This is a genomic window from Peribacillus sp. P4_D6 (assembly GCF_056401795.1).
This window is the reverse complement of sequence record NZ_JBFUIQ010000108.1, coordinates 1-13,432: the sequence shown is the minus strand read 5'-3', so window position 1 is coordinate 13,432 and position 13,432 is coordinate 1. Positions and strand designations below refer to the sequence as shown.

Here is a 13,432-nt window from a genome sequence, read left to right as displayed (position 1 = left end):
AAAGAACGTATCCGGTATTAGCTCCGGTTTCCCGAAGTTATCCCAGTCTTATAGGCAGGTTGCCCACGTGTTACTCACCCGTCCGCCGCTAATCTCAGGGAGCAAGCTCCCATCGATTCGCTCGACTTGCATGTATTAGGCACGCCGCCAGCGTTCGTCCTGAGCCAGGATCAAACTCTCCGAAGAAATGTTTGACTTGCTCATTTGCTTTTTTTGATAGTGTGTGCTCACTTAAAATTTAACGTTGGCGCTTTGTTCTGTTCAGTTTTCAAAGAGCGATTTATCGTCGTTACTTCGTAAGCGACTTTATTATCTTACCATTTACAAAACCTGATGTCAACAATTATTTTCATATTGTTTTTTGGTTAAGCAATGTATGATGTCGTTATTGGCGACTCCTAATATATTATCAGGTTGATCAATAATCGTCAATGGTTAAATTAGTTTTTTTTAAAAAAACTATAGCATGATAAAAACCCCAAGGAAATATCCATGAGGTTTTCATAAGATGACTTCGACACACAATCCTTTAAATGATCCAATAACCAATGGCCGCCAATGCGGCAACTCCCGGTATTCCAAGCAGGCCGGCGACTGCCGAGGTAACAGGGTTGATTGGGACATGAATGCCCGCCTGATTCCCAAGTGTATTCAAAAAGAACAAAAATGCTGCACCGATAATGACCTTTATAATGCCCTGCCCTATGAATCGGACAGGTCTTAATGGGGCCCCGATAATGAGGAGCATTAAAATCAAGCCGCCAACTATGGCAACAAAGACAACTGGTTCCAAACTCATTCCTCCCCGCAAGMTTGTACTAAACTTATATGAAGGAAACGCTGGATTAAGAACCGAAAAAAATGGCCATGAGGAACAAACAATCCTTCACAGCCATTTCCTTATCATCTTTTTAAGCGAACATTCCTTCTTTTAACTTCCCTGAATAAGTAGAAATATTTCACTTCCGCCAGTCTCGTTTGGGCGATTACTTCCTCAGATGGATCAACGCTTTTTTCAAGTAATGATTTTTGATTATGCCAATTCCATTTCAATTGTTCAAGCTCTTCGATTAATGAATCATTGAATTCATTCCGAAGTTTCTTTTTTTTACGAAAGAACAAGTGAAGTCCTCCCAGCTATCTTATATTTCTCTTCTTCCTTCTATTGCTTTTGATAGCGTCACTTCATCCGCATACTCCAAATCTCCGCCAACAGGAAGTCCGTGGGCAATTCGGGTCACTTTGATGCCTGATGGTCTAAGCAACCGGGAAATATACATGGCTGTCGCTTCACCTTCAATGTTAGGATTAGTGGCCAAAATTACCTCCAGCACTGTTTCATCTTGCAGGCGCTTTAATAAATCAGGAATATTTATATCTTCCGGACCGATTCCGTCCATCGGGGAAATACTGCCATGCAGTACATGGTATAAACCATTGAACTCTCTCATCTTTTCCATAGCTATAACATCTTTCGGGTCCTGAACCACACAGATCAAACTTCTGTCCCTCTTTTGATCTTCGCAAATATAGCAGGGATCTTGATCTGTAATATGACCACAGACTGAGCAATACATAAGATTCCGCTTAGCATTAACAAGTGCTTTTGCAAAATCCAAAACAGTATCTTCCTTCATGCTTAATACATGAAAGGCTAATCGAGCAGCCGTTTTAGGACCAATCCCCGGCAATTTCATAAAACTGTCAATGAGCTTGGAAATTGGTTCTGGATAATGCATCGAATTCCTCCTAAAAATTTCAAAAGAAACCCCCTGAAAGGAAGTTTCTTTTGAACTTGCTTAAAACATACCCGGAAGGTTCATTCCCTTAGTGAATTGTCCCATCGTTTGGTTTGTCATTTCTTCCGCCTTTTTCAAAGCATCGTTAGTGGCAGCCAACACTAAATCCTGAAGCATATCGATATCATCCGGATCGACAACTTCCGGTTTGATGACTACATCGACTATTTCTTTATGTCCAGTCACGATGACCGTTACCATTCCGCCGCCGGCAGTTCCTTCAACCCTTTTTTCACCTAATTCTTCTTGTGCCTCTGCCATCTTCTTTTGCATCTTTTGCATTTGTTTCATCATGTTCTGCATATTACCGCCGCGCATACCCATTTTCCTTACCTCCAATTATTCTTTAATTTCAAGTAAATCATCGCCGACTAATTTTCTAGCCTCTGCTATAAAGGGGTCTTCTTCTTTTGATTCCGTTTCTTCTGGACCGTCGAACTGCTGTGTTGAGATGAAGTCCTCCCGCAACCTTTGCCACTGGCTTTCCGGAACTCCAGCTATCTCCATTCGGTGTCCGGTCAATTGCTGCATGATCGAGGCTATCACTTCCACGAAACGGTTATTTTCCATTGCCATTTGACAATGAATATCATATTTGAATTTTACCACAAAAGCTTCAGTTGACGCAGCAACAGGTTCTGCCTCCGTTAATAAAGCTGCCAATGACTTTTGGTTTTGCAGACCTAACTGTTCAAGCACTTCCCCCCACTTACTTTTCACAGCATTAAGACCTGGCTTTGTAGCTTGTTTCAAAACTTGATTGATCTTTCCGGCAGGTGCTTTATATGACTTTTTAACGGCCCTTTGCGCCTTAGCCTGCTCTGCAGGTTTTTCTGCCATGGCTGCCGGAATGCCGTTTTTCTGCATTTCGAGTAATTTCTTCTCTAAATCTTCTATTTTCTGCTGCAGCTGTTGAAGCTGCCCGTTATCAATTTGATATGGCCTTTGCTCATTACATAACTTGACAAGTGCCACCTCAAGGAAAATCCTTGGATGATTTGTCCATTTCATATCCTGCTGTGTTTGATTGAAGCTTTCAATTATGGAGTAAATCGATTCAGAAGAAATTACTTCTGCCAATTCCTTGAATTGGGGATCTATCAAAACACGCTCGAAGGATTCTGCCAGTGCCGGTGCCGTTTGAAACAAAAGCATGTCACGGAAGTAATAAATCATGTCTTCTATGAACCTAGCCGGGTCTTTTCCCATGGCCAGCAATTCTTCAAGGACTTCAAGTGCCACCGCTACTTCTTTATCATATATAGCTTTTGCCAGCCGGCTTAAAAACGCTTGCGAAACAGATCCGGTTACAGTCAATGCATCTTCCACTGAAACCGTCTCCGAACTGAAGGATATCGCTTGATCAAGAAGGCTTAGTGCATCCCGCATCCCGCCTTCGGCTGCCCTCGCAATGATATGCAGGGCTTGTTCATCACAAGAAACACCTGTTTCTGCAATGATTTGTGACATCCGGCCAACTATATCTTGAGGCTGGATCCGTTTAAAATCAAACCTTTGGCAACGGGAAATGATCGTTAGTGGAATCTTATGAGGCTCAGTCGTCGCCAATATGAAAATCACGTGCTTCGGAGGTTCTTCCAATGTCTTTAAAAGCGCATTGAACGCCCCTTGTGAAAGCATATGTACCTCATCAATGATATAAACTTTATATGTAACCGCGTTAGGTGCATATTTGACCTTATCACGAATGTCACGGATTTCCTCGACACCATTATTGGATGCTGCATCAATTTCTATAACATCTGATATGGAGCCATCGGTGATTCCGCGGCAGGTAGCACATTCGTTACAGGGCTCACTTGTCGGTGCATGCTCACAATTCACTGCTTTTGCTAGAATTTTGGCAGCACTTGTTTTCCCTGTTCCACGTGGACCGGAAAATAAATAGGCATGTGAAACCTTTTGCCCGACCAAAGCATTCTGCAACGTTTTCGTCACATGTTCCTGTCCGACTACATCAATGAATTGTTGCGGCCGCCATACCCGGTATAATGCTTGATACCCCACGGAAATCCCTCCTTCTTTTCTCCATCTTGTTTATTATACATTACTGATTTCCTTAATATCAAAGTCTAAAATGAAATTTCATCATTGCCTCATTTTTTTTCAAAAATACCAAGTACTTTACCTTCTTGGCATAAAAAAAAACCCACCCGATACGAATGAGTTTTTTGTTTATGTAAAATAACTGCCGTGCACCTTCTGTCGATTAGCAACCATAAGCGTTACTTAAGCAGTTAGCTCGGCCCAGGCAACCCTGCGGCACATGAGAACTTCCACTTAATGCTGCTTCCTTCCGGACCTGACATGGTTCATGGAGTCCCATTGCGCAGGACCCGGGCGTCAACACCACTTACTTAAGGCAGGCCCTACAGAATGCTAACCTCGAGAAGGGATTCAACCTCGCTAGAGCGGATTGCGAGTACAGGGCACCGCTACCTCCCCGTCTAGCACGGCAAAAGTAATACCAATTTCACAGCGTCATTACGACGCATAATTCATTATACTAAGGTAACAAAAAAAACGCAAGTGTTGTTCTTGGACAGTTCAATTCCAAATTTATCAAATGAAGCAAAGATTCATCTTCAACATTCGTTTTTCACTTATTTATTTTCCTCGGCAATTTTGAGTGCCTGCTCTCTTTTCAACGTTTTCTTTCTATCCCTTAGCTCTTTAAAAAAAGAAGTCAAAATCCAGCCGCACTCTTCCCCCAATACACCGCTGGTTACATCACATTGATGGTTAAAGCGTTCATCTCGAAGTAAATCCATGAATGTGCCTGCACAGCCAGCCTTTGGATCATGCGCTCCGAAAACAACCCTTTTCACCCTTGATTGCAAGATGGCACCGGCACACATCGGGCAAGGTTCCAGCGTTACATATAATGTCGCATCTTCAAGACGCCAACTGCCAGTAGCACGGCAAGCCTCATTGATTGCAAGGAGCTCCGCGTGTGCCGTCGCATTCTGTTCCGTTTCCCTCAGGTTATGCCCCGTCGAAATAACTTGATCATCAATTACGATTAAAGCGCCAATCGGCACTTCATTCAATTGCCGCGCCTTTTTTGCTTCCTCTAAGGCTAAATTCATGTAATGAACATCATCCTTCAAAAAAAAACCCCCTCATATTAAATAGGAGTAAACAGACAAATATAAGACAAAATAAAGGTCATACTACTTGTGAATAGTAACGCATTCAACATATGTGCTGCAAGTAAATTCTCACAATACAGGAGGATATACCATGAATCGACCTGAATCGCCTTCCTTTGCATTGCTTATCATTGATATGATCAATGACTTTGACTTCAAATACGGGAATATGCTCCTTGCACATACGAAACTTATCGTCGATCCGATCTTGAAATTAAAGAAGCAAATGAAAGAAAAAGGTTTTCCAATCGTTTATATCAATGATCATTATGATTTATGGCAGGCTGACTTCGATAAAATCATTGATAAATGTAAAAATGAAGGTAATGCCTCATTAATCGAAAGAATAAAACCTCAACAGGACGAATTTTTTCTCATCAAGCCGAAGCATTCTGCATTTTATGGGACGGCACTCAATACACTGCTTAAACGATTAAACGTGGATACCCTGATCATTACTGGCATAGCTGGCAACATCTGCGTGCTATTCACGGCCAATGATGCCTATATGCGGGAATATAAATTATGGATTCCGAAGGATTGCATTGCTTCTGCATCAAAGGAAGATAATCATTACGCATTAAAAATGATGAACCATGTTCTCAAGGCATCCATAAAACAAGGTGAAGACATGTAAGCATTCAACAAGGCATTAATCTATATACCTCCCCAATTAACACTCTTTCAGTCTCTTTCTTTATCAACCTGACAAAAATGTCACTAAAGTCCCAAGTCTGTGATACAATATCTCTTGGCGAAAATCCTATGACCGGGAATTTTAGCTTGATACCTCATGAAGGAGGACAGATTGGATGAAATCCACCCCATTTATCACTGTCGAAGGTCCAATCGGCGTGGGAAAAACATCACTCGCAAAAGTTATCGCAGATCATTTTCAAATTTCATTATTAAGGGAAATTGTCGATGAAAATCCATTTCTCGGGAAATTCTATAAAGATATTGATGAGTGGAGCTTTCAAACAGAAATGTTTTTTCTGTGTAACCGTTATAAACAATTGGAAGATATCGAAAAAAAGTATCTTACTAATGACCAAGCCGTAGTGGCTGATTATCATATATTCAAGAACTTGATATTTGCTGAAAGAACGTTAAAGAACGAACAATACAATAAATACCTTGAGATATTCAATATTTTAACACGGGATATGCCTGAACCTAATATGGTGATTTATTTAAACGCAAGCCTTGATACTCTTCTCTCCCGAATCGGTAAAAGAGGTCGTGAAATCGAAGAAAATATATCCTCCATTTATTTAGAGCAGTTATCCGCGGATTATCGAACATTCATGGAAACATTCGAGAAACAGCACCCTGACATCCCTGTTCTTACATTCAACGGAGATGAGCTGGATTTTGTCGGGAACAAGGATGATTTGAAAACGATAATCAGCCAAATAGAGAATGCCCTGCACAAAGGAGTAAAGTCAAATGAACTTACGAAAGAAATATAATATTCCAAACAACGCCGTCATTACGATAGCAGGGACGGTTGGCGTAGGAAAATCGACCATGACCAATGCGTTAGCCGATGCCCTTCAATTCAGGACATCATTTGAGAAGGTTGATACGAACCCCTACCTGGATAAGTTTTACGATGATTTTAATCGTTGGAGTTTCCACCTGCAAATCTATTTCCTCGCTGAACGTTTTAAAGAGCAAAAAAAAATCTTCGAATATGGCGGCGGTTTTATCCAAGACCGTTCCATTTATGAAGACACCGGGATATTTGCAAAAATGCATTATGAAAAAGGCACGATGAATGACGTGGACTACGAAACGTATACAAGCCTTTTCAATGCCATGGTAATGACGCCATACTTCCCGCACCCTGATTTACTTATCTATCTCGAAGGTTCGCTCGACGATATCCTCAACCGGATCCAGGAGCGCGGCCGTCCAATGGAACAGCATACCCCAATTGAATATTGGCAGGAAATGCACGGCCGTTACGAAGAATGGATCGATCAATTCAACGCCTGCCCTGTCCTTCGATTAAATATAAACGAATATGATCTTATGCAGGATGAAGCAAGTATCGAACCTCTTATAAAACGGATTGCCGAATATATGGAGCAAACCAAGTTGTTGCGAAATGTGTAAAACAGAAAAACCACCGGTTATCCGGTGGTTTTTTAATATATTAGAAAACAAAAATTCCGTTACATAACTGTAACGGAATTCATCGATATCCAATTTATGCGCTGTGGTTATTAATAAGTTATGGAGGAGGTAGAGGGATTCGAACCCCCGCGGGATTTGACTCCCCTGTCGGTTTTCAAGACCGATCCCTTCAGCCGGACTTGGGTATACCTCCGTATCAACATTTATTATATTACATGGAATCAAAATCAAAGTCAAGCCCTCTATAAAGTTTTTTTAAAATAATTTTCAAACTTTGATAAAAAGGGGAATCAGCCTCTTTAACCAGAAGCTGATTCCCTTTGACTTACGGTTTAATGACTTCCGCACCGCGCATATATGGACGTAATACTTCAGGAATGATAACACTGCCATCTTCCTGCTGGTAATTCTCCAAAAGGGCAGCGACTGTACGGCCGATTGCCAAACCTGATCCATTTAGGGTATGGACGTGTTCCGGTTTGCCTTTTGCATCACGTCTGAAGCGAATATTGGCCCGTCTAGCCTGGAATGCTTCAAAGTTACTGCAAGAAGAAATTTCGCGGTACGTTCCATAGCTCGGGATCCAAACCTCGATATCATACTTTTTAGCAGCTGTGAAACCAAGATCTCCTGTACACATGCTTAGCACTCGGTATGGAAGACCCAGCAATTGGAGGACCTTTTCGGCATGACCTGTGAGATTTTCCAACTCTGCATAGGAATCTTCCGGCTTCACGAACTTCACTAGTTCAACTTTATTGAACTGGTGCTGACGAATTAGCCCTCGCGTATCACGACCCGCAGATCCTGCCTCTGAACGGAATGAAGCACTGTATGCCGCATAGCTAATCGGCAGATCGTCCGTGCTCATGATTTCATCACGATGGAAATTTGTCACCGGCACTTCAGCTGTAGGAATCAAGAAGTAATCATCACTTTCAATACGGAAAGCATCCTCTTCGAATTTTGGCAATTGACCTGTCCCGGTCATGCTTGCACGGTTCACCATATATGGTGGCAGCAYTTCTTCATATCCGTGTTCCTCAACATGAAGGTCTAACATAAAGCTAATTAGTGCACGCTCTAATCGAGCACCAAGACCCCGATAAAATACAAATCGGCTTCCGGTCACTTTTGCTGCCCGTTCAAAATCCAGGATGCCTAGATCTCCAGCTACATCCCAGTGTGGTTTCGGTTCAAACTTGAATTCAGGTAGCTCCCCCCATTTACGGATTTCGACATTATCGTCTTCCGTCTCACCAACAGGCACGCTTTCATGAGGTATATTAGGAATGGAAAGAAGTAATGTTTCTAATTGTGCTTCCACTTCACGAAGCTCATCATCGAAACCTTTTATACGGTCACCGACTTCACGCATTTCCGCAATCAACTGATCTGCATCTTTTTTCTCCCGTTTCAATATGGCCACTTGCTGTGAAACTTCATTTCTTTGGCTTTTCAACTTTTCCGTTTCAGCAATCAAGGTCCGGCGCTTTACATCCAGTTCCTCGAATTTGCCTAAATCAGTTAAATCTTCACCTCTGAATTGCAATACACGCTTCACTTCTTCAAAATTATTTCTTACATATTTCAAATCCAACATTTCAGTTCCTCCTTAATGTTTTTGATGATTTATCAAAGAACGCAAAAAACTCCCGTCCCCTGAAGAAGGGACGAGAGTTAACCCGCGTTGCCACCCTAGTTGAAGGCCTATGAAAAACGCCTACCACTTATCACGATAACGGCTTTTAACCGAAAGTATTTACTGGCCCAAAAGGCTTTCCATACTCTGCTCCAGGAGGGATTCACAAAACTCTCACACCGATTTCCACCAGCCATCGGCTCTCTGTAGTAAGAAATACTTGTTACTATTTCCTGTCATTGCTTTCTTATATAATCAAATTGTTTTCCATAATGTACTATAATTTTATACATTACGCAACCGTTTTATACAGTAAACTTAAAACCAGCCTTTAACAGTGGAAGCCACACTGCTCCAAACGTCTCCAAAGAATCCGCCGACCGCCCGCATTGATAATACGAACCAGTTTGCCTTTTCAACGGATTCGGCAGCTACGACGTTAACCTTAACTGGATCGCCGTTGATGTACCCGTAATCTTCTCCTTTTTTAGGAGTGACTGTGATGTAGCCTAGCTTTTCACCTTTTTTGATTGGTGCAGTCAGCTTACCATCATCATTCAATTTGTTTTTATCGATCACTAAGTCTGTTTTATAGTTGTCTTTCCCACCATTTTCAACAAGTAGCTCGATTGCTTTTTCAGATTGAATCTTAACGTCTTTTTCCTTGCCTTTCACTACTGAAAGTGTTTCTTTCCCTTTCACCTGGTAGTTGGCTGGAAGGACTTTTTCCTTTTTAAATGTTGCATAAGCATAATTCATAAGCTTAGTGCTATCTGCAAAACGTTCGTTTTTATTAGTGGACTTCATGACCACCGTGATATAGCGCTGACCATCCCGGATAACCGTCCCTGTATGGCCATAACCGGCAAAGTCGGTAGATCCCGTCTTTAGTCCGTCTACGCCTTTATATTCAAAAATCAGGCCAGGCAGCATCCAGTTGAAGTTCGGATATTCTTTTCCATCACGGAACTTCAATTTAGGAATGCTGGCGATTTTTAAAACTTCCGGATAATCATTTATTAAACGATAAGCAAGAAGTGCAGTATCTTTTGCTGTCATGATATTTTCATCATCTTCATCACCTGAAGGATATTGCCCTAATAAATCGGAGTTATTCAACCCGCTGGCGTTAACGAATTTATGATGTTTCAAGCCTAATTCCTTTGCTTTTTCGTTCATTAACTTAACGAAGCTCTTTTCACTTCCGGAAACTAGCTGTGCTAAAGCTACTGTTGCCGCATTTCCTGAATAGACGGCCATAGCTTGATATAGTTCCTTAACTGTATAATCTTCACCTTCCGTTAACCCAACATTCGACAAATTGGGTGCTTTTGAAAGGTCATGTACATATTTATTTATTTTTACTTTTTGATCCCAACTGATTTTCCCATTTTCAATTGACTCCATTATGATGTACTCGGTCATCATTTTAGACATGGATGCAATCCCTAATACTTTATCGGCATTTTTTTCATACACGATTTGTCCCGTTTCACCATCGATTATGATGGCTGCCTCTGCTTTTAAACCTAAATTATCAGATTCAGCAACAGCTTCCCCCGGTTGATAGGCAAATTGCGACATAACAAGAACAAAAACAAAAGTGAAAATGAGGGTTATCTTGCTGATTTTTTTCAATTTCCAATACCTCCAACTTTTAAGCTAATCTCTATAACAAAGAAGAAACTTTATGTAAATCCCTTGACACCTTGTCTAGTTTATCACAGAAAAAATAAAAAAAATAGACAGAGTAATCGCAGACTCTGTCTATTTTAACAATAAATTTTAATGACGATTATATGTTAAATTCATTACATTGAGTAGTTCGGTGCTTCTTTAGTGATTTGGACATCATGAGGATGGCTCTCCCTTAATCCGGCACCGGTCATTTTGACAAATTGAGAGTTTTCTCTCAACTCTTCCAATGTGGCTGTACCGCAATATCCCATACCTGAACGAATGCCGCCAATCAGTTGGAAAATGGTATCTGATAGAGGTCCTTTGTATGGAAGGCGCCCTTCGATGCCTTCCGGAACGAATTTCTTGTTATCTTCCTGGAAGTAACGATCTTTAGATCCTTTTTCCATTGCAGCAACAGATCCCATACCCCGATACACTTTAAAACGGCGACCTTGGAAAATTTCCGTTTCGCCAGGGCTTTCAGTTACACCTGCAAGCATACTGCCAAGCATTACTGCATGTCCGCCTGCAGCCAAGGCTTTAACGATATCTCCTGAATATTTAATTCCGCCATCAGCGATAATCGTTTTACCATGCTTTCTTGCTTCTGTTGCACAATCGAAGACTGCCGTGATTTGTGGAACACCTACACCGGCTACAACCCTTGTCGTACAGATTGACCCTGGTCCGATTCCCACTTTCACTACATCGGCTCCCGCTTCAATCAATGCTTTCGTCCCTTCAGCTGTTGCCACATTACCGGCAATGATCGTCAATTCAGGATAAGTCGCGCGGATTTCCTTCACCATTTCAAGGACGCCTTCTGAATGACCGTGAGCAGTATCAAGTACAATTGCATCGACATGGGACTTAACAAGCATTTCAACACGCTTCATTGTATCCTTAGTGACTCCGACTGCAGCACCTGCAAGCAATCTCCCTTGCTTATCTTTCGCCGAATTCGGGAACTCAATGACTTTCTCGATATCCTTGATCGTAATAAGTCCTTTAAGAACTCCATTATCGTCTACAAGAGGAAGCTTTTCGATTTTATACTTTTGAAGAATCTTCTCTGCTTGTTCCAAGTTAGTTCCTACTGGTGCTGTGACGAGATTCTCAACAGTCATGACACTGGAAATCTTCAAGGAAAAATCGGAAATAAATCGCAAATCACGGTTTGTAATGATACCCACAAGTTTTTGATCCTCAATATTGTTGACTACAGGAACACCCGAAATGCGATATTTACCCATTAAATGCTCTGCATCGAATACCTGGTGATCTGGCGTCAAGAAAAATGGATCGGTAATTACACCGCTTTCTGAACGTTTTACTTTATCCACCAGTTCAGCTTGTGCTTCAATGGACATATTTTTATGAATGATACCCAATCCGCCTTGACGAGCCATGGCAATCGCCATCTCTGCTTCCGTCACGGTATCCATTCCTGCACTGATGATAGGAAGGTTGAGCTTTAAGTTTTCAGCTAAGTTGACTTGAAGGTTGACATCTTTCGGCAAAACCTCTGATTTCGCTGGAATTAATAGGACATCATCAAAGGTTAAACCTTCTTTTGCAAATTTATTTTCCCACATTATTTTCCCCTCCTGCTTAAAAATATTATTTGTAGGTTATCAATAGGACATACTACTGTCAAGAAGAGAAAAAAATGTTTGATTATTCTATTAATTCGGAGGACAGCTGCAATGCCTGAAAACAATGATAATTTCGATAAATATACACCTTTTTTTTCCGCATCTTCCTCTCAACTTTTTTTACAAAAATGTTACACACAAGAAAAAATAGCAGAAGCGGAAATCAAAAGTTATGATAATTGTTATCCATTTATTTACCATCTTGAACATGCTAAAACTTATTATAATCAGGCAGCCATTGCACCGCTATCCATTCAGCCAATCCTTACATTTTATGGATTTGCCCAATTATTAAAGGCTTGTCTGCTCACGATTGATCCTAACTATCCGGAATCAACTTCGATGCTTGCCCATGGGGTAACTACGAGGAAAAAGAAAAAGCAACAATATGAATTTCTGAAGGATGAAGTAAAAACGCAAAAAAATGGACTTTTCACCTGCATCGCCGAGAAATTATTTCATATCAAGCATCTGGAAGGTGAAAAGTTTTCCATGGGTACACTTATGAAAGAAATCCCGGATATGCAAAACTTTACATGGTCCATTTCCAAGAAAAATTTCGTCGCCCTGCTACCCTCTCCCAATGGTTTTCAATTGCCTTCAACCATATTGGATAGCTATCAAATGTCCAGCAGTCGATTGGAGGAATTTTTGAAAGCTAAAACGAATCAAATTTACAGTATTTCGGAAGCTCCCGGAACACTGCATTTAAAAACAGAGGGAGTTCCCATTCATAATGCCACATCTCCAATACGGTATAATTTGGAAGAAGGTCAATTCATGCTATCTCTGAATAAAGATTCGTCCGCTTTTTCATTACCTGAACTTTTGATTCATTATTTGATTTCTTATAACCTTAGCATAATAGCTCGTTATGAAACAGAATGGTGGGCAGAGCTGATGAAAACCATGCCTAATGACGATTACCCTTGCATTGTGCAATTCCTTAAAATAAGCCAAGCTAAGGTGCCATTTTTAATATTTGAATGGATTAAGTCGGAAAGGTTCCACATCTGATCCTTCCAACACCCTATTGGTGAAATGATCTGACCTGAAACGACAAAAAGAGACCAGCCGGATGGCTGATCTTTTTAAATGGCTTGGCGGCGTCCTACTCTCACAGGGGGAAACCCCCAACTACCATCGGCGCTGAAGAGCTTAACTGCCGTGTTCGGAATGGGAACGGGTGTGACCTCTTCGCTATCGCCACCAAACATAAAAGGAACGTTGTTCCTTCAAAACTAGATAATAAGAAGGTATTTCATTTTTTAAAAAGCGTTGGTTAAGTCCTCGATCTATTAGTATCAGTCAGCTCCACATGTCACCATGCTTCCACCTCTG

General features: G+C 41.2%; 13 protein-coding genes, 1 tRNA gene, 2 rRNA genes, 1 other RNA gene and 1 other annotated feature. Of the genes, 4 read left to right on the top strand and 13 right to left on the bottom strand.

Features of this window, described 5'->3' with window-relative positions; translation table 11 throughout:
• The 8 genes from AC1DVB_RS21355 to tadA form a co-directional block, all read right to left on the bottom strand.
• A 16S ribosomal RNA gene (locus AC1DVB_RS21355) occupies positions 1–186 on the bottom strand; the annotation flags it as partial.
• Between the two features lie 343 nt (positions 187–529).
• A complete protein-coding gene (locus AC1DVB_RS21350; protein ID WP_370019689.1) occupies positions 530–799 on the bottom strand; it encodes a pro-sigmaK processing inhibitor BofA family protein in 270 nt (89 codons plus the stop codon).
• A 104-nt stretch (positions 800–903) separates the two neighbouring features.
• On the bottom strand, positions 904–1,122 hold the full coding sequence (locus tag AC1DVB_RS21345; protein WP_034316261.1) for a YaaL family protein: 219 nt from the start codon (positions 1,120–1,122) through the stop codon (positions 904–906).
• Positions 1,123–1,142: 20 nt separating this feature from the next.
• Entirely contained in the window at positions 1,143–1,739 is a 597-nt protein-coding gene (gene recR, locus AC1DVB_RS21340; RefSeq protein ID WP_034316264.1) for a recombination mediator RecR, read from the bottom strand.
• Positions 1,740–1,799: 60 nt separating this feature from the next.
• Entirely contained in the window at positions 1,800–2,117 is a 318-nt protein-coding gene (locus AC1DVB_RS21335) for a YbaB/EbfC family nucleoid-associated protein (RefSeq protein ID WP_048688709.1), read from the bottom strand.
• A gap of 21 nt (positions 2,118–2,138) precedes the next feature.
• On the bottom strand, positions 2,139–3,827 hold the full coding sequence (dnaX, locus tag AC1DVB_RS21330) for a DNA polymerase III subunit gamma/tau (protein WP_230135024.1): 1,689 nt from the start codon (positions 3,825–3,827) through the stop codon (positions 2,139–2,141).
• Positions 3,828–4,011: 184 nt separating this feature from the next.
• An RNA gene (gene ffs, locus AC1DVB_RS21325) (signal recognition particle sRNA large type) lies at positions 4,012–4,276 on the bottom strand.
• Positions 4,277–4,423: 147 nt separating this feature from the next.
• Positions 4,424–4,930: a tRNA adenosine(34) deaminase TadA gene (gene tadA, locus AC1DVB_RS21320; RefSeq protein ID WP_258832574.1), complete on the bottom strand. Its 507-nt coding sequence runs from the start codon at positions 4,928–4,930 to the stop codon at positions 4,424–4,426.
• A gap of 133 nt (positions 4,931–5,063) precedes the next feature.
• Between tadA and AC1DVB_RS21315 the strand changes: the two genes are divergently transcribed.
• The 3 genes from AC1DVB_RS21315 (at position 5,064) to AC1DVB_RS21305 (ending at position 7,093) form a co-directional block, all read left to right on the top strand.
• Positions 5,064–5,609: a cysteine hydrolase family protein gene (locus AC1DVB_RS21315; RefSeq protein ID WP_230135022.1), complete on the top strand. Its 546-nt coding sequence runs from the start codon at positions 5,064–5,066 to the stop codon at positions 5,607–5,609.
• Between the two features lie 175 nt (positions 5,610–5,784).
• Complete coding sequence (locus AC1DVB_RS21310; RefSeq protein ID WP_063589582.1) at positions 5,785–6,444, top strand: deoxynucleoside kinase; 660 nt, start codon at positions 5,785–5,787, stop codon at positions 6,442–6,444.
• Positions 6,422–7,093, top strand: a complete 672-nt coding sequence (locus tag AC1DVB_RS21305) for a deoxynucleoside kinase (protein WP_034316271.1) — start codon at positions 6,422–6,424, stop codon at positions 7,091–7,093. The genes AC1DVB_RS21310 and AC1DVB_RS21305 overlap by 23 nt, the downstream gene beginning before the upstream one ends.
• 121 nt (positions 7,094–7,214) lie before the next feature.
• Here AC1DVB_RS21305 and AC1DVB_RS21300 read toward each other — a convergent pair.
• The 4 genes from AC1DVB_RS21300 to guaB form a co-directional block, all read right to left on the bottom strand.
• Positions 7,215–7,307 (bottom strand) — tRNA-Ser (locus AC1DVB_RS21300).
• A 132-nt stretch (positions 7,308–7,439) separates the two neighbouring features.
• Complete coding sequence (serS, locus tag AC1DVB_RS21295) at positions 7,440–8,717, bottom strand: serine--tRNA ligase (RefSeq protein WP_477590827.1); 1,278 nt, start codon at positions 8,715–8,717, stop codon at positions 7,440–7,442.
• A gap of 63 nt (positions 8,718–8,780) precedes the next feature.
• Positions 8,781–9,005 (bottom strand) — a binding site (T-box leader).
• A gap of 69 nt (positions 9,006–9,074) precedes the next feature.
• Positions 9,075–10,394, bottom strand: coding sequence for a D-alanyl-D-alanine carboxypeptidase family protein (locus AC1DVB_RS21290; RefSeq protein ID WP_095680065.1), 1,320 nt, complete (start codon positions 10,392–10,394; stop codon positions 9,075–9,077).
• Positions 10,395–10,567: 173 nt separating this feature from the next.
• A complete protein-coding gene (gene guaB, locus AC1DVB_RS21285; RefSeq protein WP_048688703.1) occupies positions 10,568–12,031 on the bottom strand; it encodes an IMP dehydrogenase in 1,464 nt (487 codons plus the stop codon).
• A gap of 111 nt (positions 12,032–12,142) precedes the next feature.
• Here guaB and AC1DVB_RS21280 point away from each other — a divergent pair, with 111 nt between their 5' ends.
• Positions 12,143–13,108: a YaaC family protein gene (locus tag AC1DVB_RS21280; RefSeq protein WP_187050319.1), complete on the top strand. Its 966-nt coding sequence runs from the start codon at positions 12,143–12,145 to the stop codon at positions 13,106–13,108.
• An 81-nt stretch (positions 13,109–13,189) separates the two neighbouring features.
• Here AC1DVB_RS21280 and rrf read toward each other — a convergent pair.
• Positions 13,190–13,305, bottom strand: a 5S ribosomal RNA gene (gene rrf / locus AC1DVB_RS21275).
• Positions 13,306–13,432 lie beyond the last annotated feature (127 nt).